This is a genomic window from Streptomyces sp. NPDC097640 (genome assembly GCF_040302705.1).
Taxonomy (GTDB): domain Bacteria; phylum Actinomycetota; class Actinomycetes; order Streptomycetales; family Streptomycetaceae; genus Streptomyces.
Genome location: NZ_JBEOSB010000017.1, coordinates 79,099 through 101,264 on the forward strand (window position 1 = coordinate 79,099; position 22,166 = coordinate 101,264).

Genomic DNA, 22,166 nt, shown 5'->3' on the forward strand with positions numbered 1-22,166 from the left:
GTGTCCGGGTGAATGTGCTGGACATCCTGCTGCTGCTCGCCGCCGTGTGGTTCGCGATCATCGGATACCGCCAGGGCTTCATCGTCGGTGTTCTGTCCGTGCTCGGGTTCATCGGCGGTGGCCTCGTCGCGATCTATCTGGTGCCCGTGATCTGGGACGGCGCCACCGACCGGGCGTCGCCGGGCACCTTCAGCGCGGTCATGGCGGTCGTGCTGGTGATCGTGTTCGCCTCGGTCGGCCAAGCCGCCACCACCCACCTGGGCAACAAGCTGCGCCGGCATATCACCTGGTCACCGGCGCGCGCCCTGGACGCGACCGGCGGCGCGCTGGTCAATGTGGTGGCGATGCTGCTGGTCGCCTGGCTGCTCGGTTACAACCTGGCCGGCGCCTCGCTGCCCACCGTGAGCAAGGAGGTCCGTGACTCCAAGGTGCTGCTCGGGGTCTCCCGGGTGCTCCCGGCCGAGGCGACGACCTGGTTCTCCGACTTCCGCTCGGTGCTCGCGCAGAACGGCTTCCCGCAGGTCTTCTCGCCCTTCGCGAACGAGCCCATCACCTCGGTGCCCGCGCCGGACCCCGCGCTCGCCGCGAGCCCGGTGGCCACCGCCGCCAAGCAGAGCATCGTGAAGGTGGTCGGCACCGCCCCCAGCTGCGGCAAGATCCTGGAGGGCTCCGGCTTCGTCTTCGCGCAGCACCGGGTGATGACCAACGCGCACGTCGTCGGCGGGGTCGACGACCCGACCGTGCAGATAGGCGGCGAGGGTCGGCTCTACAAGGCGAAGGTCGTGCTCTACGACTGGAAGCGCGACATCGCCGTTCTGGATGTGCCCTCGCTCAACGCGCCCGTGCTGAAGTTCGCCGAGGGCGACGCGCGCACCGGAGACGGCGCGATCGTCGCCGGATTCCCGGAGAACGGCGCGTTCGATGTGCGCGCGGCCCGCGTCCGCGCCCGTATCGATGCCAACGGCCCGGACATCTACCAGAACGGCACCGTGCAGCGCGATGTGTACTCCCTGTACGCGACCGTGCGGCAGGGCAACTCCGGCGGCCCGCTGCTCACCCCGCAGGGCAGGGTGTACGGCGTGGTCTTCGCCAAGTCCCTCGACGACGCCCACACCGGGTACGCGCTGACCGCGGACGAGGTGCACGAGGACGTCGTGAAGGGGCGCACGGCCCAGACCCCGGTGGACACCAAGGGATGTGCGCTGTAGCAGCCGACCCCGATGCGTCAGCGGTGTGGCCGTGAGTGACCTCGCGGCCACACCGCATGACGGTTGCTACTGGCGACCGCGTGGATGGCGCAGCCGGGCCGAGACCCAGCGGGCCCTGCGGCGGATAATGCGCGGGATTCCCATATCGGGGTCATGGCCTGCGGAAGGCCCGGGACCGCCCCGCTCGGGAACGCTCAGCGCGGTATTGGCAGCAGCGGCGGCTTCGGAGCCGCGGTCGCTTGGTGCGTCACGGTAGTCGTGCGTCCAGCCCATACATGGGTCTCTGCCCGGGGCCCATGGTCCGTAATCGCCCGCGGCTGCGGCAATTGGCCTATGCTCCAGGCAAGTGGCCGTTCGAAAAACACATGTTCGTACGGCTGTGGCCCGTCCGCCGTGCGGCCTCAGCGATCGGGCTCGGGGTCCTTGAGCCAGTTGATCAGCTCGGTGGAGAAGGCGGCCGGGTCCTCCTCGTGCGGGAAGTGCCCGAGGCCGTCGAAGAGCCGCCAGCGATAGGGCGCCTCCACATACTCCCCGGACCCCGCCGCGCTGCGCGTACGCATCACCGGGTCGAGTGACCCGTGCAGATGCAGCGTGGGCACCCGCACGGGCCGCCGCATCCGCCGGTTGAACTGGAAACCGTCCGGGCGCGCCAGCGATCGCACCATCCAGCGGTACGGCTCGATCGAGCAGTGCGCCGTCGACGGGATGGTCATCGCCCGCCGGTAGGTCTCCACGGCCTCGTCCTCGGGCAGCCGCGGCCCCGACCAGTCCCGGAGCAGCCGCCCGACCAGCGCTCCGCCGTCCGCGGTCAGCTGCCGCTCGGGCAGCCAGGGCCGCTGGAAGCCCCAGATATAGCTGCTCGCCGCGCTCTGCTTGACGTCCCTGAGCATGGCCGAGCGCCAGCGCCGCGGATGCGGCATCGAGGCCACCGCGAGCCGCCTGACCAGCTTCGGCCGCATCACCGCGGCCGTCCACGCGAGATATCCGCCCAGGTCATGGCCGACGAGCGCGGCGTCGGGCTCGCCGAGCGAGCGGACCACCCCGGTGATGTCGAGGGCGAGATTGGCCGGGTCGTAGCCCCGGGGCGTGCGGTCGCTGCCGCCCACCCCGCGCAGATCCATCGCCACCGCGCGGAACCCGGCGTCGGCCAGGGCGGTCAGCTGGTGCCGCCATGCCCACCAGAACTGCGGAAAGCCGTGCAGCAGCAGGACCAGCGGGCCGTCACCCAGCTCGGCGATGTGGAAGCGCGCACCGTTGGCCGCGACGTCCCGATGGGTCCAGGGTCCGTCGAGCCGTACGACCGAGGCGGAGGTGTCAGGGGCCGTCATGCCGACGAGCGTGTCACATCCCGTGCCGGGCGGCCGCCATTGGACGCGGCACGCGGGTGCGGCTTGACGCTCCCCAGGACGGCAGCCGTCTCCTTGGCCGAGGCCACGGACTTCTTCGGCGCCTTGACCCGCTTGAACTTGGCGAGCGCGAGTGCGCCGAGGATCGCGGCGAGCAGCCAGTAGATGCCGCCCACGATCAGAAAGCACCAGGCGAGGCCGAGGCCGGTCCAGGCGCGCAGGCCGTAGGCGAGGGCGAAGCTCAGCACCGGCAGCGAGAACAGCAGCAGCACCCCGGCCACGATCGCCGCGCCGCTGCCGAACAGGGTGCGCCGGGCGCTGTCCCTGAATTCGGCCTTGGCCAGCGCGATCTCGTCGTGCACCAGCGCGGACAGTTCGGTGGTCGCCGTGGCCACCAGCTGGCCGAGGCTGCGGTTGCCGCCGTCGTCGGCTGCGCTCATCGCCATCTCCCTCTGCTCTCGCACGTCTTACGCGTCCCGTATGTCATACGCGTTCGCCATGTCCTGCTGATGCGTCGTCCACATCTGCTGTGTTACTCCGCGGTCGTCAAGCCTCTCAGATCATGCCGGACGATCGTCACCGGAGTCGGCCGCAGCGGCCACTTCGGCAAGTCGGCGGTGCTCGGCGGCCTTGGCCTCGTGGATGGCGGCCATGCGCAGGTGGTACTCGGGGCTGTCCAGTTCATAGACGTCGGGGATGCCGTCATGGTCCTCGTCCCGCTCCTCTTCCTCGCACAGCCTGCGGTAGGTGTTGTTGCGCATCTTCAGCAGGACGCCCGACAGGACCGCGGCGATCAGCGAGCCGATGAGCACCGCCGCCTTCACCTCGGCGGCGAGCGCGGGGTCGCCGGGGAAGGCCAGCTCACCGATGAGCAGCGAGACCGTGAAGCCGATTCCGGCGAGCGAGGCGACCGCGAACACATCGGCCCAGGCCAAGTCCTCGTTCAGGGTCGCTTTGGTGAAGCGGGCGGCGAGCCAGGAGCCGCCGAAGACGCCGACGGCCTTGCCCACGACGAGGCCGAGGACGACGCCGAGCGTCTCCGGGCGGGAGAAGACCTGCCCGACGGCGCCACCGGAGACCGGGACCCCGGCGGCGAAGAAGGCGAACAGCGGGACGGCGAGACCGGCCGACAGCGGGCGCATCCGGTGCTCGACGCGCTCGGCGGGGGAGCGCTCCTCGCCCTCGCGCACGGTGCAGCGCAGCATCAGGCCCATGGCCACGCCCGCGACCGTGGCGTGCACCCCGCTCGCGTGCATCAGCGCCCAGATGACGAAGGCCAGCGGGACATAGACATAGGCGCCGCGGACGCCCTTGTGGTGCAGGGTCCAGAACACGACGAGGCCGGCGAAGGCGAGGCCGAGGGCGAGGAAATTGATATGCGTCGTGTAGAAGATCGCGATGATCAGGATCGCGCCGAGGTCGTCGACCACCGCGAGCGTGAGCAGGAACGCGCGCAGGGCGGCGGGCAGCGCGGTGCCGATGACGGCGAGCACGGCGAGGGCGAAGGCGATATCGGTGGCGGTGGGCACCGCCCAGCCCCTGAGGTTCCCGCCGCCGACCGCCCCCACGGTCACATAGACGAGGGCGGGCATGGCCATGCCGCATATCGCGGCCACGACGGGGAGCGCGGCCGCCCGGGGATCGCGCAGCTCGCCCGCGATCAGCTCGCGCTTGAGCTCGATGCCGGCCACGAAGAAGAAGACGGTGAGCAGGCCGTCTGCGGCCCAGGAGGCGACCGAAAGGTGCAGATGCAGCGCGTCGGGGCCGAAGGAGAAGTCCCTGATGTGCTGATAGAACCCGCTGAGCGGGGTGTTGACGAGGAGCAGCGCGGCCAGGGCGGCGACCAGCAGGATGACGCCGCCGACGGTTTCGGTGCGCAGGGCGTCGACGACGAAGGTCCGCTCGGGCAGCGACAGACGTCCGAGGAACTTGCGGCGGAAGGGCGCGGCCACGGGCGGAGGCCTCCTGAGTCGGTCGGGTGTATCCCCATGCGGACACACGTGTGCTGTGTGCCGACCAGACTTCCCGGCGCGCCCCTGAAACCTTGTTCTTGTCGCGCTCTTTACGCGACGGCTTCCCACCCTATCCGGAATGCGCGGAGGGCGCCCGGCCGAACCGGGCGCCCTCCGCTCGTGTACCCCGGTCAGTCCTCGCTGGCGGCGGTCGGCAGCTTGGCCTGGATGAGATCCATGACGGAGGAGTCGGTGAGCGTGGTGACATCGCCCAGGGCGCGGTTCTCGGCGACATCGCGCAGCAGCCGCCGCATGATCTTGCCGGAGCGGGTCTTGGGCAGCTCGGCCACCGGCAGGATCCGCTTGGGCTTGGCGATCGGGCCGAGCTGCTTGGCGACATGCGCCCGCAACTCCTCGACCAGGTCGTCGTCCTCCGCCGCGCCGCCGCGCAGTATGACGAAGGCACAGATGGCCTGGGTGGTCTGGGGGTCGGTCGCCCCGACGACCGCGGCCTCGGCAACCTTGGGGTGCGAGACCAGTGCCGACTCCACCTCGGTGGTCGAGATGTTGTGGCCGGAGACCAGCATCACATCGTCGACCCGGCCGAGCAGCCAGATGTCGCCGTCGTCGTCCTTCTTGGCGCCGTCGCCGGCGAAGTAGCGGTTGGCGAAGCGGGACCAGTAGGTGTCCAGATAGCGCTGGTCGTCGCCCCAGATGGTGCGGAGCATGGACGGCCAGGGCTCGGTGAGGACGAGGTAGCCGCCGGAGCCGTCCGGCACCTCGTTGGCGTCGTCGTCGACGACGGTGGCGGAGATGCCGGGGAGCGGGATCTGGGCCGAACCGGGCTTGGTCTCGGTGACGCCCGGCAGCGGGCTGATCATCATCCCGCCGGTCTCGGTCTGCCACCAGGTGTCGACCACGGGCGTGCGGTCCGCCCCGATGTGCTTGCGGTACCAGATCCATGCCTCGGGGTTGATCGGCTCGCCGACCGAGCCGAGGATGCGCAGCGAGGACAGATCGAACTTGGCCGGGATGTCGTCGCCCCACTTCATGCAGGCGCGGATCGCGGTCGGGGCGGTGTAGAAGATCGTGACGCCGTACTTCTGGATGATCTCCCACCAGCGGCCCTGGTGCGGGGCGTCCGGTGTGCCCTCGTAGAGCACCTCGGTCGCGCCGTTGGACAGCGGTCCGTAGACGATGTACGAGTGGCCGGTGACCCAGCCGACGTCCGCCGTGCACCAGTACACGTCCGACTCCGGCTTGAGGTCGAAGACGGCGTGGTGGGTGTAGGAGATCTGGGTGAGATAGCCGCCGGTAGTGTGCAGGATGCCCTTCGGCTTACCGGTCGTGCCCGAGGTGTAGAGGATGAAGAGCGGGTGCTCGGCGTCGAACGCCTCGGGGGTGTGCTGGTCCGGCTGGCGGTCGACCAGCTCGTGCCACCACACATCGCGGTCCTCGGTCCAGGCCACCTCCTGGCCGGTGCGGCGGACCACCAGCACATTGCGCACCTTGTCGGTGCCGGGGCGGGTCAGGGCCTCGTCGACGGCGGGCTTGAGCGCGGAGGGCTTGCCGCGGCGGTAGCCGCCGTCCGCGGTGATCACCACGCGCGCGTCGGCGTCCTGGATGCGGGTGGCGAGAGCGTCGGCCGAGAAGCCGCCGAAGACCACGGAGTGCGGGGCGCCGATACGGGCGCAGGCCAGCATCGCGACCACGGTCTCCGGGATCATCGGCAGATAGATGGCGACCCGGTCACCGGCCTGGACCCCGAGCTCGGTCAGGGCGTGCGCCGCCCGGGAGACCTCGCGCTGCAACTCGGCGTAGGTGAGGGCTCGGGTGTCGCCGGGCTCGCCCTCGAAGTGGATGGCCACCCGGTCGCCCAGCCCGTTCTCCACGTGGCGGTCGACGCAGTTGTACGCCACGTTGAGCTTGCCGTCGGCGAACCACTTCGCGAACGGCGGGTTCGACCAGTCCAGCGTCTCGCTCGGTTCGGCGGCCCAGGTCAGCCGACGGGCCTGCTCGGCCCAGAAGCCCAGGCGGTCAGCCTTCGCCCGCTCGTACGCCTCCGCTGTCACGTTGGCGTTCGCGGCCAGATCGGCGGGGGGCGCGAAGCGACGCTCCTCCCGAAGAAGGTTGGCCAGGCTTTCGTTGCTCACGACATCTCCCATTCCCAGGGTGACCGTTGTGTCCCAGGCCATAGCTCATCAGCCCGCGGTGCACCCTGACAAGGGTGGTTGGCAAAAATTGGTTTAGACCTGTAATCACATAAGGCCCAAGGCCCCGGACCGGGAGCCGCCTCCTGCCCCGGATCGGAGCCCGTCCTCCGCACGAGACCGGAACATGCCGCCCGCGCCGCCCGTGTCGGCAGAGGCTCTGCTGCTCGCACAGGCGGCGGCCGCCGCCGCGCCGTGGTCCGGCCGCACAGCCGAAAACCTGCCCGATCCCCCCGACTCCAGCACATACGCCTGAGCCTCCCCCACATGGAAGTACATGCCGTGGAGCACCAGCGCGCCCTCCGCCACCCGACGCGCCACACAGCCGTGGGACATCAGATGGTCGAGCTGCTGCACCACATTGACCAGCGCCAGCCGCTCCAGCTCGTCGGCCACCGGCCTGTTGCCCAGCGCCACCTCGCCGCGCCCCAGCCGCCCGATCCGCTCCATACGAGCCAGGCTCGGTCGGCCGTGGCGCAGCCACCGCGCGAGCGGCGTCTGCGCCGCGGACGGCGTCTCTCCACCGGACGGTGCCTCTCCAGCGGATGGAGCCTCTCCGGCCGACGGTGCGGGCACCGCCGAGCCGAGCAGGGCCTGCATCGCCCCGCACCCCGAGTGGCCGCACACCGTGATGCTGCCGACCTTCAGCACCTCCACCGCGTACTCGATCGCCGCGCCCACCGAGTCACAGGCCGGTCCGCCGCCGGGTGGCGGCACCAGATTGCCCACATTGCGCACGGTGAACAGATCACCGGGCCCGCTGGAGGTGATCATGCTGGTCACCAGCCGGGAGTCGGCACAGGTCAGGAAGAGCTGAGTGGGCCGCTGCCCCTCCCGCGCGAGCCGCGCCAGCTCCTCCCGCACCAGCGGCGCGGTGTTCCGCTGGAAGGCGCTCACCCCGCCGAGCAGCTGCTCCCCGCCGGCCAACTGCTCCCCGCCGCTCCGCACGGCCGCCGGGGCGGGGCGGGTGCAGTGATGGTTGCGCCAGGGAGTCCACGGGCGGCAGGCATGGGCGCTGGCCGGTTCGGCGATCGGCCGCCCCGACCGGCCGCCGAGCCTGACCCAGCCGCCGCGCGCCCGGTGCCCCTCGGCCCAGGACTGCAATGCGTCATACGCGGCGTGGTCCATGAACCAGCCGCCCAGCTCCACCACCACGCTCGCCCCGGCGGGCAGCTGCGCCAGGGCCCGGCTGAGCCGGGGCACCGCCAGGAACGTCAGCTGCCCGCTCACCCGCACTCGGTGCAGCCCGGCCTCCTCGACCACGGTGATCCGGGTATGGGTCAGCCGGCGCAGCGCGGTGAAGACCGCGACGACGATCCCGACCGCCGCCCCCTGCAACACGCCCAGCAGAACGACGCCGCCCAGCGTGGCCGCGTACACCGGGAACTCCCGGTTCCGCTGGACGTTCTTGATGTGCGCGAAGCTGACCATCTTCACGCCGACGACCATGACCAGCGCGGCGAGCGCTGCGAGCGGAATCAGCTCCAGCACCCCGGCGAGCAGCCCGGCGCACAGCGCCACCCATGCGCCGTGCAGCACCGTGGACCGCCGGGTCACGGCACCGGCCCGGACATTGGCCGAGCCCCGGATCGCGCCTCCGGCGATCGGCAGCCCGCCCAGCAGGCCGGAGACCAGATTGGCGGCGCCCTGCCCGACCAGCTCGCGGTCCAGCCGAACGGGCCGTTTGTCCGGCACCGCTACCCGCTCCTCCGCCGACGGGTTTTCCGCCCGCCTGTTTGCCGGCCGCCGGCCGGGGCTCGCGGTATGGAGCCGGTCGACGGCGACGGCGGACAGCAGCGATTCCATGCTGGCGACCAGAGTGACCGTCAGTACTGCGGCGACCAGACCGAGCACCGGCCCCTCCGGGAGGCCGGGCAGCGCCGGGAGCTCCCAGGACGGCAGGTCGACACGCGGCAGGGACATGCCGGCGCTCACCGTGGTGGCCGCCACGACGGCGACGAGCGCCGCCGGTACGGCCCGCGCGATCCGCCCAGCTCTCCCCGGCAGCCACGGCCACACCGCGAGCACTCCGACGGTGATCGCGCCCACCAGCAGGGCGGCCGGGTGCGGATGGCTCAGTTCCGTGGGCAGCGCGGCGATATTGTCGATCACCGAGCTGTCGGGGCTGTCGCCGAGCACCACATGCAGCTGGCCGACCGCGATCACGACGCCGATGCCCGCGAGCATCCCGTGCACGATGGCCGGGCTGATCGCGAGCGTCGCCCGGGCCACCCGCAGAGCGCCGAGGGCCAGTTGCGCCGCGCCGGCGAGCACGGTGATCGCGCAGGTGGTGCGCCAGCCGTAGCGCTGCACCAGATCGGCGGTGACCACGACCAGGCCGGTCGCGGCCCCGCTGACCTGGAGCGGGGCGCCCCCGAGCAGCCCGGCCACGATCCCGCCCACGACGGCGGAGACCAGCCCGGCCTGCAACGGGGCGCCCGTGGCCAGCGCGATCCCGAGGGAGAGCGGGATCGCGATCAGGAAGACGACGATCGAGGCGGAAAGGTCCCGTCGACAGGAGACCCCGCCGATCCGGTTCAAGAGTTGCGACATTCCCGTCTCCTCCGGGGCTTCGCGGCCGCGTACGAATACACGGCCGTGGGTCACGGCGTACTGCGGTTTGGCTGCCTGCGGTCTGGATGCCAAGCCCGGCAAGGACTACCAAGCATTGGTAAATGAATCGTAATGCCGAGTAAAGTCCACGAGAAGCTTTTTCGGGCTAACCTGCTCGATATTCCATCTAACGGGTGAATAGTCATTTAAGATGGCTTGTCATCCTCTGTCTTTTCGTCGTTCCGTGCGAGCTTGGCTCTGGGTTCGAGCTCCCGCGACGCGGGGCGACGAGAGAGACGAGGTGGCGGCGTGAGAGCCAGAAGAAACGTCACTGCATGGTTCGCCGTGATGGCCGCGCTGGCCGCGGTGGCCAACTGCACAGGGGGATCGGACCCACAGCGCCCAGGCAGCCCGGGCGGGCCTGGTTCGGATCGCGACGCGCAGCGGAACGGACCGGCGGCGCCGAACCACCCCAAGCGGGCGGGGAAACTCATCGGGGACGGATCGATGTCCGACACCGGGCCACAGCCAGGGCAGCTCAGACCCCGGCGGCTCAAACCGGGCGAGAAGCCACCGCAGTTCGTCGTCTTTTCCTGGGACGGCGCGGGCCAGGACGGCCAGAAGCTCTTCTCCCGCTTCCGCGCGGTCGGCAAGAAGTACGACGCGAAGATGACGTACTTCCTCAGCGGCGTCTACATGCTGCCCGCCGAGAAGCGCGACAAGTACGACCCGCCGAGACACTCGCGCGGCGCCTCGTCGATCGGCTTCAACGACGTCAAGGGCGTCAAGGACACCGTCGAGCAACTCGGCGCCGCCTGGCGGGAGGGCAATGAGATCGGCACCCACTTCAACGGGCACTTCTGCGGCCCGGACGACGGGGTGGGCACCTGGAGCCCCGGAGAGTGGATCGACGAGACCCGGCAGGCCGTGTCGTTCGTCCAGCACTGGAAGACCAACACCGGCCTGCGGGGCGGCGAACCGCTGCCCTTCGACTACGGCAAGGAGCTCGTGGGCGGCCGTGCCCCCTGCCTGGAGGGGCAGAAGAACCTGATCAAGGCGGCCAAGAAGTTGGGATTCCGCTACGACGCCAGCTCCGTGGGCGGCCGTCAGGTCTGGCCGAAGAAGATCCACGGGATCTGGGACTTCCCGCTACAGGAGATCCCCGTGCCCGGCCGCTCCTACGAGACCCTGTCGATGGACTACAACTTCCTCGCCAACCAGTCCGGCACGACCAAGGGCGACCCCTCCAAGCGCGCGGCGTGGGGCAGACAGATGCGAGACGGGCTGTTCGCCGCCTTCGACCGGGCGTACGACGGCAACCGCGCACCGCTGTTCATCGGCAACCACTTCGAGTCCTGGAACGGCGGAACGTATATGCGCGCCGTCGAGGACACCATCAAGAAGATCTGCCCGCGCAAGGGCGTGCGCTGTGTTCCCTTCAAACAACTGGCCGACTGGCTGGACGCGCAGGGCCCCGGGGTGCTGCGCCGGCTGCGCGGACTGGACGTCGGGGAGCGGCCGAAGGGCGGCTGGGCGAAGTTCTTCACCGCCGAGCCGGCCTCCACCCACTCGGCCATGCCCGCTAAGCGGGAGCGGGAGTAGCCGCCGGCCGCTCGGTCCGGACGGATTCGTCCAGGACGAAGGCGGGGTCGACCTGGGCGGCCAGGTCGGCGCCCGTCTTCTCGTTGCCCCAGCTCTGGGCGTTCTTCAGATGGAAGTGCACCATCTGGCGGGTGTACCGCTGCCAGTCCCGCCGCTCGTAGGTCGCGTCCACCGCCTCGTGCAGCGTCCGCAGCGCGCGGCGGTTGACCTCCTCCAACTCGTCGAAGCGCGCTGGGCGGCCCTTTTCCATGGCCCGCACCCAGTCCGAGTGGCCGACCGTGGCCAGCAGGTCCTCGCCCACCTCGGCGCGTAGGAAGGCCAGGTCGTCCGGGCCCTGCACCTTGTTGCCGACCACGCGCAGCACCACGTCGAAGTCGGCGGCGTACTCCTTGTACTGGCGGTAGACGGCGATGCCCTTGCGGGTGGGCTCGGCGACCAGGAACGTCATGTCGAAGCGGGTGAAGAGGCCCGAGGCGAAGGAGTCGCTGCCGGCGGTCATGTCGACGACGACGAACTCGTCCCGGCCGTCGACCAGATGGTTCAGGCACAGCTCGATCGCGCCGACCTTGGAGTGGTAACAGGCGACACCGAGATCGGACTCGGTGAAGGGGCCGGTCACCATCAGACGCACCTGCCCGCCGTCGAGCCCGACCGTCCGGGCGCAGGCCGCGTACACCGGGTTGTCCTCGTCGATCCGCAGGAGCCGCGAACCCTCGCCCGGCGGAGTCGTCTTGATCATCGTGTCGGCCCCGGAGATGCGGGGGTTCGTGCCGCGCAGATAGTCCTTGATCAGGGGGAGGCGGGCGCCCATGGCGGGCAGCTCGGCCGCCTCCGGCTCGTCCAGGCCGAGGGCCGTGCCGAGATGCTGGTTGATGTCCGCGTCGACGGCCATGACGGGGGCGCCGGTGGCGGCGAGATGGCGGATGAACAGCGAGGACAGCGTGGTCTTGCCGCTGCCGCCCTTGCCCACGAAAGCGATCTTCATGTTCACCTAGCGTAGGTGAGTGATCGTCCCGGATGGCGGTAACGGTGAAGAAGACCACTCCAACGAGGGGCGGCGGCCGTGGAAGCCGATGGGTGCGTAGGGTCGTACCCATGAGTACGACAGCAGATCCGCTCGCCGCTCTGGTCGCGCTTCCCGGCGTCGCCGACTCTGTGGAAGCCGTACGCAAGGCGGTGGACCGGATCTACGGCCACCGGGTGATGCGCCGCCGCAGCAATGAGGTCACATCCGAGGCGGCCCTGCGCGGAGCGCGTGGCTCCGCTGCCCTGGCCGGGGCCGATTGGGCGCTGGAGGAGGTGCGGCGCCGCAGCGACTTCGGATCGGAGGGCGAGCCGCGCACGGTGGGGGCGGCGCTGCGGCTGACCGCCGAGGCGGGACAGCTGTTGAGTGTGTGGCGGCAGTCGCCGCTGCGGGTGCTGGCCCGGCTGCATCTGGTGGCGGCCGGGGGAACAGAGGTGGCCGATTCGGTGGGGCGGCCACGGCTGGCCGGTGAGCCGGTCGAGGAGCCGCTGATCGAGCTGGCGCTGCCGGACGCCGGTGAGATGGCGGGGCGGCTGGACGGGTTGGCGCAGTTGCTCATCGCGGGGAGCGGTGCCCCGGCGCTGGTGACGGCGGCGGTGGTGCACGGCGAACTGTTGGCCCTGCGGCCCTTTGGTACCCACAACGGTCTGGTGGCCCGCGCGGCGGAGCGGATCGTGTTGGTGGGAAGCGGGCTTGACCCGAAGTCCATCTGTCCGGCGGAGGTCGGACATGCGGAGCTGGGGGGCGCGGCGTATGCCGCGGCGCTGGACGGCTATGCCTCCGGGACGCCGGAGGGTATGGCCGCGTGGATCGCGCACTGCGGGCGGGCGGTGGAGTTGGGGGCCCGTGAGAGCACGGCGGTCTGCGAGGCCTTGCAGCGCGGCGCCGCCTGAGTCCGGTCACTCGACCCACTCGGGCGCGGCCGGGCCGCCGCGAACGGGCCCGGACATGGTTGCGGCGGCACCGAGTTCGGTACCGCCGCTGGCACGTCCACCGGGTTACCATGCGTGCACGAAAATTTGCCCATCAGGTCGGGATCTTCGCCCGTCACCTGGTGCGGCTGGCCCGTAATCGACGGGTCGGCGTCGCGTGGGTGCCCGGTATTCATGCTTGGTCCGTGGGCCTTGGTGCGTCTGGGGGGAATCCTCCGGATGCCCCTGGTCTCGCGGGCCTTCGATTCCTTTCTACTCCTGTGCCCGGCCAAGCGGAAGCTTTCATCGCAGTTCTTTGCGATTGGCTTCAAACGCGGGCATACGGTGCGCGGCGTCGACTCGCGTACCACACCAGCCCCGCGGTAGCCGCTGCCGCGCCCACCGCAGCCGCCAGCGCCAGCACCGGACGCGGCGGCATGGAGAGGGAGGGCACTCGCTGCTTCAGCCGCACCGGCCTGTTGAAGGAGAGAACCGGCCAGCCGCGGGCCGCGGCCTCGCGCCGCAGGGCGCGGTCCGGATTGACCGCGTGTGGATGGCCGACGGATTCCAGCATCGGCAGGTCGGTGGCCGAGTCGCTATAGGCATAGCAGCGGGAGAGGTCATAGCCTTCGGACTCGGCCAGCTCCGCGATCGCCTCCGCCTTGGTCGGCCCGTATGCGTAGTACTCCACCTCGCCGGTGAACACCCCGTTCTCCACGACCAGGCGGGTGGCCACGACGCGATCCGCGCCCAGCAGCTCGCCGATCGGCTCGACGACCTCGGCGCCCGATGTGCTGACAATCACCACATCGCGGCCTGCGGCGTGGTGTTCCTCGATGAGCGAGGCGGCCTCGTCATAGATGATCGGGTCGATGAGGTCATGCAGGGTCTCGGCGACGATCTCCCGCACCTGCTGGACGTTCCATCCCCGGCACAGCGCCGAGAGATACTCCCGCATCCGTTCCATCTGCTCGTGATCGGCGCCGCCGGCGAGGAAGACGAACTGCGCATATGCGGTACGCAGTACGGCGCGGCGGTTGATCAGCCCACCTTGGTAGAAGGACTTGCTGAAGGTGAGCGCGCTCGACTTCGCAATGACCGTCTTGTCCAGGTCAAAGAAGGCGGCTGTCCGAGGCAACGAGTGGTTTTCCACGACGCCGAGCATAGGGCCCACCATTCGGCGTAAGCTCAGGCGCGTGGGTTTGCCTGAGAAGGCTCTCGGGTACACCATGGAAGTCACGGATCGTTCGCGACCGTGCTAACCCGGTCCGACTCCTCCCCCCCCGAGTCGGCCGTGGGGACGACCCCCGCTCTCCCCCCCGGCGGGGGTCGTCGCATGTCCGGACGCATTTTCCGTCTTCTCATCTGATCATTTCCCCCTCTCGGGCCTCTGCCCGCGCCCTTCGTGTCACCAGCCTGATCCGTGACTGTCCGTAATCGCAAGACTGCTCTCCGGAAGTCACTGGTTTAGGTGACTGGGATATTCACAACTGATGAGTTGTCCACAGTTTTGGACCAAGATCCCCAAGATTTCCTGGATCGCCGGACGCTGATTCTCCGCGGTGTTCGCGCTCATCGTTCGCGGGAGTGAGAGCGCGTAACGAGATGGGGGAGGGGATCGTGGCTGGATCCATCACAGCGAAACAACCGGCGGCGGATGGACGACAGCGCAGACCGCTGATCGTCACGGAGGACGAGGAGCTTCTCGACGACTTGTTGCGGCTGTGCGCGGCGGCGGGGGCCGAGCCCGAAGTGGTGCATGGCGCGCCCACGCGCCGGGGCAGTTGGGAAAGCGCCCCGCTGATTCTTGTCGGTGACGACGCCGCAGCCCGGCTGCGCGGCACCACCCGCAGGGAAGGGGTGCTGCTCATCGGGCGGGACCTCGACGACCACGACATCTGGCGGCGGGCGGTCGACCTCGGTGCGGACAATGTGGCGTTTCTGCCCGATGCCGAGACCTGGCTGGTGGACCGCATCGCCGATGTGGCCGAGGGCGTCGGCCGCCAGGCCTTCACGATCGGGGTCGTCGGCGGGCGCGGCGGCGCGGGGGCCAGCACCCTCGCCTGCGCCCTGGCGGTCACCGCCGCCCGCGCGGGGCGGCGCACCATGCTCATCGACGCAGACCCGCTGGGCGGCGGCTTGGACGTGCTGTTGGGCGGCGAGGGTGCGGAGGGGCTGAGATGGCCTGCCTTCTCCGAATCGCGTGGCCGGGTCGCCGGGGGCGCGCTGGAGGAATCGCTCCCCGAGCTGCACTCCTTGCGGGTGCTCAGCTGGGACCGCGGCCAATCGGTGGGCATCGCGCCGTCCGCGATGCGGGCCGTGCTCTCGGCCGCACGGCGGCGCGGCGGGGTCGTGGTGGTGGATCTGCCGCGGCGGGTGGACGACACGGTGGCCGAGGCCCTCGCCCAGCTGGATCTGGGCCTGCTGGTGGTGCCCGCCGAGCTGCGGGCCGTGGCCGCCGCCCACCGCGTGGCATCGACGGTGGGCATGGTGCTGCGGGATCTGCGCGCGGTGGTGCGCGGACCGTGCGGCCCGGGGCTCGACGACGAGGAGATCGCCCGGCTGCTGGATCTGCCGCTGGCCGGTGAGCTGCCGCCGGAGCCCGGGCTGCCGGAAGCGCTGGACGGCGGGGAGCCACCGGGCGGCAGCCCCCGTGGGCCGCTCGCCCGGTTCTGCGCCGAGTTCTGGGCGCGGGTCCTGGCCGGCGCGGAGCAGCGAGGGGGCGGGGCATGAGCGCCGGTTGGAGTGAGCGCGGTGGCATGGGCGTCGAGTCGCCGGAGCTGCTGGACGCGGTGCGGCTGCGGCTGGCGCGCAGCGGGGCGGAGCCGACGCCCGCGCGGGTGGCTGCGGCCCTGCGCGAGGAGGGGCGGCTGCTCGGCGACACGGAGGTCCTGGGCGTCGTCGCGGCCCTGCGCTCCGAACTGGTCGGCACCGGGCCGCTGGAGCCGCTGCTCGCCGCCGCCGATGTCACGGATGTGCTGGTCACCGCCCCCGATGAGGTGTGGGTGGACCGCGGAGCCGGACTGGAGCGGACGGATGTCGCGTTCACCGACGCGGCCGCGGTGCGCAGGCTCGCCCAGCGCCTGGCCGCCGTGGCGGGTCGCCGGCTGGACGATGCCAGGCCGTGGGTGGACGCCCGGCTGCCGGACGGCACACGGCTGCACGCGGTGCTGCCTCCGGTGGCCGTCGGATCCACCTGTCTGTCGCTGCGCGTGGTGCGGCCCCGGGCGTTCTCGCTGGAGGAGCTGGTGGCGGCGGGGACGGTGCCGCCAGGCGGCCGGCAGCTGCTGCGGGCGATGCTGGACGCCAGGCTGTCGTTCCTCATCAGCGGTGGCACGGGCTCGGGCAAGACGACGCTCCTGAGCACACTGCTGGGGCTCGTCGGGCGGGACGAGCGGATCGTCCTCGCCGAGGACTCCGCGGAGCTCAGGCCAAACCATCCGCATGTGGTCCGGCTGGAGACCCGGCCTGCCAATCAGGAGGGCAGAGGCCAGGTCACGCTGCGGGATCTGGTGCGCCAGGCGCTGCGGATGCGTCCGGACCGGCTGGTGGTCGGAGAGGTGCGCGGCCCCGAGGTCACCGACCTCCTCGGCGCCCTCAACACCGGGCACGAGGGCGGGTGCGGCACGGTGCACGCCAACACCGCGGCGGATGTCCCGGCCCGGCTGGAGGCGCTGGGATCGACGGCCGGTCTCGACCGGGCCGCGCTGCACAGCCAGTTGGCGGCCGCGGTATCGGTCGTGGTCCATCTGGTGCGGGACCGCGGCGGGCGGCGCAGGGTCGCCGAGCTGCATGTCCTCGGCCGGGATCGGGCGGGCTATGTCACGACCGTCCCGGCCGCGGTGTGGACCCCCGAGGGCTTCGGGAAGGCGGCGGGCTGGGAGCGGCTCGAGCGGCTGTGCGTACGCGGTGGGGGTGCGGTATGAGCGGCGGTGGGGCGCCCCCGGAGACGACGTTGCCGCTGTACGCGGCCGTGCTGTGCGCGGGCGCGGCGGCCTGGCTGATCTCCGGGTGGGACCAAGATCTGCGGCGGGCCAGGCTGCTGTTCGCGGGCGCCGGAGCCGTCGGCCCCGCAAGACGGGCTCCGCGGCGTCGGCTGGCCGAGACGGTGGCCGGGCTCCGGGAGCGATGGTGGACCGCCTACGGCGGGCGGATGGGGCGTGAGCTGCTGTGCCTGCCGGTGGGATGCGTGCTGGCGCTGGTGGGCGATTCGGCGCTGCCGCTGCTGGCCGGGGCCGCGGCCGTGCCGGTCGTCGGCCGGTGGCGGCGGGCGCGCACGCACGACCGGGAGCGGGAGCGGCGGGCCGCCGCGGTGATCGAGCTGTGCGGGGTGGTGGCGGGCGAGCTGCGCGCCGGGCGGCAGCCGGTCGAGGCGCTGTTGGCCGTGCCCCCGGGGCCCATCGGGGAGCGTTGGGGCCTGGTCTCCGCGGCGGCGCGGTTCGGCGGCGATGTGCCCGAGGCGCTGCGCGGGGCGGCCCGGGCGCCTGGTGCGGAGGGGCTCACCGGAGTCGCGGCCTGCTGGCAGGTCGCGGTCGACGAGGGGGCGGGCCTCGCGGCGGGCCTCGACCGGGTCGCGGCGGCCCTGCGGGCCGAGCGGGACCATCGGCAGCATCTGCGCGCCAAGCTGGCTGGTCCCAGGGCGACGGCCGTCCTCCTGATGCTGCTGCCCGCCTTCGGGCTGGGGATGGGCGCCGGGCTGGGAGCGGACCCGCTGCATGTGCTGCTGCACACCCCGGCCGGGCTGGCCTGCCTGCTGGTGGGCGGGCTGCTGGAGTGGGCCGGGTTCGCCTGGACGGCGCGGGTGATCCGGACGGCGGCCGGTCAGGGAGGACGCCGGGGTCATGCGGGCTGACGTCGTCCACAGCCTGTGGATCGCGACGGCCTTCGCGGCCGCCACCGTCTCGGCGGTGGAAGCGGTGGCCGAGGCCCGCCGGGTCCGGACCGCTCGGCGGCGGCTCGCGGCGCTGCTGCCGGAGCCTCACGAGGCGGTGCGGCGTCCGGGGCTGCGGGAGAGATGGCGGGCGTACGGCGCGTCCGACGCGATACGGGGCTGGGCCTCGGCCGCCGGTGCCCTGCTCGTCTGCCTCGTCCTGGTCGGGGGCGTGCTGGGCTGCGCGCTGGGGCTCGCTGCGGGCTATGGGGCGAGGCGATGGCAGCGGCACCGCCGGGCCGGAGATGGCGGGCGGTCGGGCAAGCGGGCCGGGGAAGGCGTGGTGCGTCAGCTTCCGCTGGCAGCCGATCTGCTCACCGCCTGTCTGGCGGCCGGAGCGGGGCCGCGCAAGGCGGCGGAGGCGGTGGGGCGGTCGCTCGGCGGCCCGATCGGCGAGCGGCTCTCCCAGGCCGCGGCAGAGCTCCGGCTCGGGGGCGAACCGGCTGCCGCCTGGGGGCGCATGGGAGCTCTGCCCGGGGCGCGCGGTCTGGCGCGCGCCCTGGAGCACGCCGGAACGACGGGCGCCCCGGCAGTGGAGCCGATGTCCCGGCTCGCCGCCGACTGCCGGGCCGAGCAAGGGAGACAGGCGGACAAACGGGTGCAGCACGCGAGCATCCTGGCCACCGCCCCGCTGGGGGCCTGCTTTCTGCCCGCGTTCCTGCTGATCGGGGTGGCGCCGGTGATGCTCGGGCTCGCGGGCGCCCTGGCGGGCGGTGGATGAGGCGGACGAGAGGGGTGCGAGCACGAAAGCGAGGCACGCACGGAAACGCGAGCGCGGCAACGCAAGCACGGACACGGAAGCACGGCCGTCGGGAACGCGACGGCCGGAAGCACGGGACTCAGCACAGGTCGGGGAGGCCGAAATGGTGATGCGGTGGTGTCTGCGGCGGTACGCGGCGGCCAAGGCACGGGCGGATGCGGGGATGGCGACCGCCGAGTACGCGATGGGGACGATCGTGGCGTGTGCCTTCGCCGCGGTTCTGTACAAGGTGGTGACCGGCGGGGCGGTCGACGACGCGCTGCGGTCGGTGATCGGGAAGGCGCTCGATGCGCAGTTCTGAGGCCACCGGCCGGTCCGGTCCGAGCGGGCGGCGCGGCCCGGTCGGACCGGGCGACCGGGGGTTTGTCACGGCGGAGACGGCCGTCGTGCTGCCGGTGCTGGGGTTGTTCGCCCTGATGCTGATCTGGGGTCTGATGGCCGCGTCCGGGCAGATGCGGTGCGTGGACGCGGCGAGGGCGGGGGCGCGCGCCGCCGCGCGGTCCGAGCCGCGGGCGGCCGCGCTGGCCGCCGCCCGGTCGGCCGCCCCGCGTGGGGCCCGGGTCGAGCTGCGGCGGGAGGGCGACCTGGTGCGGGTGCGGGTCGAGGCCCGCGCGCCCGGGCCCGGCCCGCTGGCGGTGCGCCTGCGCGGCGAGGCGGTCGCCCTCGCCGAGGAATCGGTGGGCCGGGGTGAGACGGTGCCCGGCGGAGGCGGGGCGTCCACCGGCGTGGGGGAGGCGGGGCCATGAGACGGGCTGGGGGAGACCGCGGGTCGGCGACGGTGTGGACCGCCCTGGCCGCCACCGCGCTGTGTGCCGTGTTCGCGGCCGTACTCGCGGCCGGGCAGGTCATGGTGGCCCGCCACCGGGCGGGCGCGGCAGCGGACCTGGCGGCGCTCGCGGCGGCGGACCATGGGCTGGAGGGGCCCGAGACGGCGTGCCGTCTCGCCCGGCGGGTGGCCGCCGCACAGGGCGCCCGTGTGGTGAGGTGCGCCCTGACCGGTGCGATCGCCGATCTAAGGGTGGAGGCGCGCGCCGGGCCGTTCGCCCCCGAGGTGCGGTCCCGCGCCGGACCCGTCGACCCTGCCGGGCGGCCCCAGGCCCGGTGACATACGCCCCCACAGGCGTCCAGCGGCGGCTGCGCGTACGGGGGCGGCCGGAGCGGGCCGGCAGCAGGCCCTGCGCGTCGTCAGACGGGAGCGTCGTCGGTGTCGGCCGGCTGGGGCGGCGCCTTGGCGAGGAGGGTGCTCAGGAGGCGGATGGCGGCCTTCTTGTCGAGCGGGTCGTTGCCGTTGCCGCACTTGGGGGACTGGATGCAGGACGGGCAGCCGGAATCGCACTCGCAGGCGGCGATCGCCTCGCGGGTGGCCGTGAGCCAGCGGGCCGCGGTGTGGAAGGCGCGCTCGGCGAAGCCCGCTCCGCCGGGGTGCCCGTCGTAGACGAACACGGTCGGAAGGAGGGTGTCGGGGTGGAGCGGGACGGAGACCCCGCCGATGTCCCAGCGGTCGCAGGTCGCGAACAGCGGCAGCATGCCGATGGAGGCGTGCTCGGCCGCGTGCAGGGCGCCGCCGAGGGCCTCGGGGGCGACGCGGGCGTCCTCGAGCTGGTCGTCGGTGACCGTCCACCACACGGCCCGGGTGCGCAGCGTGCGGGGCGGGAGGTCGAGCCTGGACTCGCCCAGCACCTCACCGGTGATCAGCTTGCGGCGCAGAAAGGAGACGACCTGGTTGGTGACCTCGACCGAGCCGAAGCACAGCCGCGCGTCGCCCCAGGGGACCTCGGTGGTGGTCTCCAGTATGGAGATCGCCGTGGTGTCGCGGGCGGTGGTCGAATACGGCGGGCTGGCCTCCTCCACGAGCGCGACCGAGTCCTCGAGGTCGAGCTGTCCGACGAGATAGCTCCGGCCCTGGTGGAGGTGGACGGCGCCCTCGTGGACGGTGGCGTGGGCGGCTGAGGCGTCCACGGTGCCCAGCAGCCGTCCCGTCGCCGCCTCCACGATCTGCACCGGCCGCCCGCCCTCGCCGCGGATGTCGGTGAGGTCGGCGGCGCGCTCACGGCGGGTCCAGTGCCAGGCGGTGGCCCGGCGGCGGAGCAGCCTGCGCTGCTCCAACTGCGGCATCAGTTCCTCGGCGGCGGGGCCGAAGAGTTCCAGGTCCGCTTCGGTGAGCGGCAGCTCGGCGGCGGCCGCGCAGAGGTGGGGCGCGAGGACGTAAGGGTTGTCCGGGTCCAGCACGGTGGACTCGACCGGCTGCCGGAAGAGGGCTTCCGGGTGGTGGACGAGATAGGTGTCCAGCGGATCGTCCCGGGCGACCAGGATGGCCAGCGCGCCCTGCCCGCTGCGCCCGGCCCGCCCCGCCTGCTGCCACAGCGAGGCGCGGGTGCCCGGATAGCCGGCGAGGACGACGGCGTCCAGCCCGGCCACGTCCATCCCCAGCTCCAGGGCGGTGGTGGCGGCGAGCCCGAGGAGGTCCCCGGAGTGCAGGGCGCGCTCCAGGGCGCGGCGCTCCTCGGGGAGATAGCCGCCCCGGTAGGCGGCGACCCTGCCCGCCAGCGACCGGTCGACCTCGGCGAGCCGCTCCTGGGCGATCAGGGCGATGAGCTCGGCGCCGCGCCGGGAGCGTACGAAGGCGACCGTACGGACGCCCTGGACGGCCAGGTCGGTGAGCAGGTCGGCGGACTCCGCCGTGGCGGTGCGGCGGACCGGGGCGCCCTGCTCGCCGTGCAGCTCGGTCAGCGGCGGCTCCCACAGGGCGAAGACCACCTCGCCCCGGGGCGAGGAATCGTCAGTGATCTCCATCACGGGCAGCCCGGTCAGCCGGGTCGCCGCGACGGCCGGTTCGGCGGCGGTCGCGGAGGCGAGCAGGAAGACGGGCGAGGAGCCGTAGCGGGCGCAGACCCGGCGCAGTCTGCGCAGCACCTGGGCCACATGGGAGCCGAATACGCCCCGGTAGGTGTGGCACTCGTCGATGACGACATAGCGCAGCGCGCGCAGATAGGAGGACCACCTGGGGTGCCCGGGCAGGATGCCGCGGTGCAGCATGTCGGGGTTGGTGAGCACATAGTTCGCGTACTGGCGGACCCACTCGCGCTCCTCGACCGGGGTGTCCCCGTCGTACACCGCCGCGCGGACGCCGGTGCCCAGCGGCGCGGCGAGATCGGCCACGGCGCGCCGCTGGTCGGCGGCCAGGGCCTTGGTGGGCGCCAGATACAGGGCGGTCGCGCCCCTGCCGTTGGGCTCCTCGGAGCCGTCCAGGAGGGTGCTGAGGACGGGGGCCAGATAGGCCAGGGACTTTCCCGACGCGGTGCCGGTGGCGACGACCACCGATTCGCCCCGCAGCGCGTGTTCGGCCGTACGCGCCTGGTGGGCCCAGGGGCGCTCGATGCCCGCGGCCCGGATGGCGGCGACGACTTCCGGCCGGATCTGGCGAGGCCAATCGGCATGGGTCCCGATACGCGGGGGCAAGTGCTCCGTATGAGTGATGCGCGCAGCCCGGCCCGCCCCAGTGGTGAGCCGCCCTAGGACGGTCCGGGGTGAGGTGCGTATGCCCGCGTTCCGCGGGAGTTGGTTGTGGGCCATCGACACCGAGTCTGTCACTGGTCTGACGGACAATGGGCTCAAGGCGTCGTGCGCGCCTGCTGGTAAGTGATTGAATGCCATCGCGGCTGCCGATCCA

At 72.0% G+C, this 22,166-nt stretch carries 19 protein-coding genes; 10 read left to right on the top strand and 9 right to left on the bottom strand.

Annotated features, from left to right (window positions below; all coding sequences use genetic code 11):
* Window positions 1-8 precede the first annotated feature (8 nt).
* On the top strand, window positions 9-1,208 hold the full coding sequence (locus ABTY62_RS26090; protein ID WP_352131851.1) for a MarP family serine protease: 1,200 nt from the start codon (window positions 9-11) through the stop codon (window positions 1,206-1,208).
* A 66-nt stretch (window positions 1,209-1,274) separates the two neighbouring features.
* Here ABTY62_RS26090 and ABTY62_RS47535 read toward each other — a convergent pair whose 3' ends face one another.
* The 6 genes from ABTY62_RS47535 to ABTY62_RS26115 form a co-directional block, all read right to left on the bottom strand.
* Complete coding sequence (locus tag ABTY62_RS47535) at window positions 1,275-1,481, bottom strand: hypothetical protein (protein WP_502997521.1); 207 nt, start codon at window positions 1,479-1,481, stop codon at window positions 1,275-1,277.
* 128 nt (window positions 1,482-1,609) lie between these two features.
* Window positions 1,610-2,536 (bottom strand): alpha/beta fold hydrolase, encoded by a 927-nt coding sequence (locus tag ABTY62_RS26095; protein ID WP_352131852.1) that lies wholly within the window; start codon window positions 2,534-2,536, stop codon window positions 1,610-1,612.
* On the bottom strand, window positions 2,533-2,994 hold the full coding sequence (locus ABTY62_RS26100; RefSeq protein WP_311727061.1) for a phage holin family protein: 462 nt from the start codon (window positions 2,992-2,994) through the stop codon (window positions 2,533-2,535). The genes ABTY62_RS26095 and ABTY62_RS26100 overlap by 4 nt, the downstream gene beginning before the upstream one ends.
* Before the next feature lie 120 nt (window positions 2,995-3,114).
* The gene (gene nhaA / locus ABTY62_RS26105) at window positions 3,115-4,506 is read right to left on the bottom strand and encodes a Na+/H+ antiporter NhaA (protein ID WP_352131853.1); all 1,392 of its coding nucleotides are present in this window, start codon (window positions 4,504-4,506) and stop codon (window positions 3,115-3,117) included.
* Between the two features lie 191 nt (window positions 4,507-4,697).
* Window positions 4,698-6,659, bottom strand: coding sequence for an acetate--CoA ligase (gene acs / locus ABTY62_RS26110; RefSeq protein WP_352131854.1), 1,962 nt, complete (start codon window positions 6,657-6,659; stop codon window positions 4,698-4,700).
* Between the two features lie 105 nt (window positions 6,660-6,764).
* A complete protein-coding gene (locus tag ABTY62_RS26115) occupies window positions 6,765-9,269 on the bottom strand; it encodes a bifunctional SulP family inorganic anion transporter/carbonic anhydrase (protein WP_352131855.1) in 2,505 nt (834 codons plus the stop codon).
* Between the two features lie 348 nt (window positions 9,270-9,617).
* Here ABTY62_RS26115 and ABTY62_RS26120 point away from each other — a divergent pair, with 348 nt between their 5' ends.
* Window positions 9,618-10,871 (top strand): polysaccharide deacetylase family protein, encoded by a 1,254-nt coding sequence (locus ABTY62_RS26120; RefSeq protein WP_352131970.1) that lies wholly within the window; start codon window positions 9,618-9,620, stop codon window positions 10,869-10,871.
* Here ABTY62_RS26120 and ABTY62_RS26125 read toward each other — a convergent pair.
* Window positions 10,852-11,856: an ATP-binding protein gene (locus ABTY62_RS26125; RefSeq protein ID WP_352131856.1), complete on the bottom strand. Its 1,005-nt coding sequence runs from the start codon at window positions 11,854-11,856 to the stop codon at window positions 10,852-10,854. The two genes, ABTY62_RS26120 and ABTY62_RS26125, sit on opposite strands and share 20 nt — an antisense overlap.
* A gap of 110 nt (window positions 11,857-11,966) precedes the next feature.
* Between ABTY62_RS26125 and ABTY62_RS26130 the strand changes: the two genes are divergently transcribed.
* Complete coding sequence (locus ABTY62_RS26130; RefSeq protein WP_352131857.1) at window positions 11,967-12,788, top strand: Fic family protein; 822 nt, start codon at window positions 11,967-11,969, stop codon at window positions 12,786-12,788.
* A gap of 346 nt (window positions 12,789-13,134) precedes the next feature.
* Here the strand turns inward: ABTY62_RS26130 and ABTY62_RS26135 are convergent, their stop codons facing one another.
* Window positions 13,135-13,971 carry an HAD family hydrolase gene (locus ABTY62_RS26135; protein ID WP_311727223.1) on the bottom strand — a complete coding sequence of 279 codons (837 nt, stop codon included), beginning with the start codon at window positions 13,969-13,971 and terminating at the stop codon, window positions 13,135-13,137.
* 455 nt (window positions 13,972-14,426) lie between these two features.
* On the opposite strand from ABTY62_RS26135, the gene ssd reads away from it, so the two are divergent.
* The 7 genes from ssd (at window position 14,427) to ABTY62_RS26170 (ending at window position 19,601) form a co-directional block, all read left to right on the top strand.
* Window positions 14,427-15,539 (top strand): septum site-determining protein Ssd, encoded by a 1,113-nt coding sequence (ssd, locus tag ABTY62_RS26140; RefSeq protein WP_352131858.1) that lies wholly within the window; start codon window positions 14,427-14,429, stop codon window positions 15,537-15,539.
* Window positions 15,536-16,732, top strand: coding sequence for a TadA family conjugal transfer-associated ATPase (locus ABTY62_RS26145; RefSeq protein ID WP_352131859.1), 1,197 nt, complete (start codon window positions 15,536-15,538; stop codon window positions 16,730-16,732). Before ssd ends, ABTY62_RS26145 begins: the two co-directional genes overlap by 4 nt.
* Window positions 16,729-17,658 (top strand): type II secretion system F family protein, encoded by a 930-nt coding sequence (locus ABTY62_RS26150; protein WP_352131860.1) that lies wholly within the window; start codon window positions 16,729-16,731, stop codon window positions 17,656-17,658. The genes ABTY62_RS26145 and ABTY62_RS26150 overlap by 4 nt, the downstream gene beginning before the upstream one ends.
* Entirely contained in the window at window positions 17,648-18,457 is an 810-nt protein-coding gene (locus ABTY62_RS26155) for a type II secretion system F family protein (RefSeq protein ID WP_352131861.1), read from the top strand. The genes ABTY62_RS26150 and ABTY62_RS26155 overlap by 11 nt, the downstream gene beginning before the upstream one ends.
* 142 nt (window positions 18,458-18,599) lie before the next feature.
* Window positions 18,600-18,797, top strand: coding sequence for a DUF4244 domain-containing protein (locus ABTY62_RS26160; RefSeq protein ID WP_311727071.1), 198 nt, complete (start codon window positions 18,600-18,602; stop codon window positions 18,795-18,797).
* Window positions 18,784-19,242: a TadE family type IV pilus minor pilin gene (locus ABTY62_RS26165; protein ID WP_352131862.1), complete on the top strand. Its 459-nt coding sequence runs from the start codon at window positions 18,784-18,786 to the stop codon at window positions 19,240-19,242. The genes ABTY62_RS26160 and ABTY62_RS26165 overlap by 14 nt, the downstream gene beginning before the upstream one ends.
* Window positions 19,239-19,601 carry an Rv3654c family TadE-like protein gene (locus ABTY62_RS26170; RefSeq protein WP_352131863.1) on the top strand — a complete coding sequence of 121 codons (363 nt, stop codon included), beginning with the start codon at window positions 19,239-19,241 and terminating at the stop codon, window positions 19,599-19,601. The genes ABTY62_RS26165 and ABTY62_RS26170 overlap by 4 nt, the downstream gene beginning before the upstream one ends.
* Window positions 19,602-19,681: 80 nt before the next feature.
* On the opposite strand, the gene ABTY62_RS26175 is transcribed toward ABTY62_RS26170, so the two are convergent.
* Window positions 19,682-22,150, bottom strand: coding sequence for a DEAD/DEAH box helicase (locus ABTY62_RS26175; protein WP_352131864.1), 2,469 nt, complete (start codon window positions 22,148-22,150; stop codon window positions 19,682-19,684).
* Window positions 22,151-22,166 lie beyond the last annotated feature (16 nt).

Bases quoted from the DNA above. Each gene is read 5' to 3' on its own strand.
- ABTY62_RS47535 (WP_502997521.1), bottom strand. From the start codon at position 1,481: ATGGGCTGGACGCACGACTACCGTGACGCACCAAGCGACCGCGGCTCC.
- ABTY62_RS26115 (WP_352131855.1), bottom strand. From the start codon at position 9,269: ATGTCGCAACTCTTGAACCGGATCGGCGGGGTCTCCTGTCGACGGGAC.
- ABTY62_RS26175 (WP_352131864.1), bottom strand. From the start codon at position 22,150: ATGGCATTCAATCACTTACCAGCAGGCGCGCACGACGCCTTGAGCCCA.
- ABTY62_RS26165 (WP_352131862.1), top strand. From the start codon at position 18,784: ATGCGCAGTTCTGAGGCCACCGGCCGGTCCGGTCCGAGCGGGCGGCGC.
- ABTY62_RS26135 (WP_311727223.1), bottom strand. From the start codon at position 13,971: ATGCTCGGCGTCGTGGAAAACCACTCGTTGCCTCGGACAGCCGCCTTC.
- ABTY62_RS26125 (WP_352131856.1), bottom strand. From the start codon at position 11,856: ATGAAGATCGCTTTCGTGGGCAAGGGCGGCAGCGGCAAGACCACGCTG.
- ABTY62_RS26145 (WP_352131859.1), top strand. From the start codon at position 15,536: ATGAGCGCCGGTTGGAGTGAGCGCGGTGGCATGGGCGTCGAGTCGCCG.
- ABTY62_RS26095 (WP_352131852.1), bottom strand. From the start codon at position 2,536: ATGACGGCCCCTGACACCTCCGCCTCGGTCGTACGGCTCGACGGACCC.
- ABTY62_RS26100 (WP_311727061.1), bottom strand. From the start codon at position 2,994: ATGAGCGCAGCCGACGACGGCGGCAACCGCAGCCTCGGCCAGCTGGTG.
- ABTY62_RS26160 (WP_311727071.1), top strand. From the start codon at position 18,600: ATGGTGATGCGGTGGTGTCTGCGGCGGTACGCGGCGGCCAAGGCACGG.
- ABTY62_RS26130 (WP_352131857.1), top strand. From the start codon at position 11,967: ATGAGTACGACAGCAGATCCGCTCGCCGCTCTGGTCGCGCTTCCCGGC.
- ABTY62_RS26120 (WP_352131970.1), top strand. From the start codon at position 9,618: ATGGCCGCGCTGGCCGCGGTGGCCAACTGCACAGGGGGATCGGACCCA.
- ABTY62_RS26170 (WP_352131863.1), top strand. From the start codon at position 19,239: ATGAGACGGGCTGGGGGAGACCGCGGGTCGGCGACGGTGTGGACCGCC.
- ABTY62_RS26155 (WP_352131861.1), top strand. From the start codon at position 17,648: ATGCGGGCTGACGTCGTCCACAGCCTGTGGATCGCGACGGCCTTCGCG.
- ABTY62_RS26150 (WP_352131860.1), top strand. From the start codon at position 16,729: ATGAGCGGCGGTGGGGCGCCCCCGGAGACGACGTTGCCGCTGTACGCG.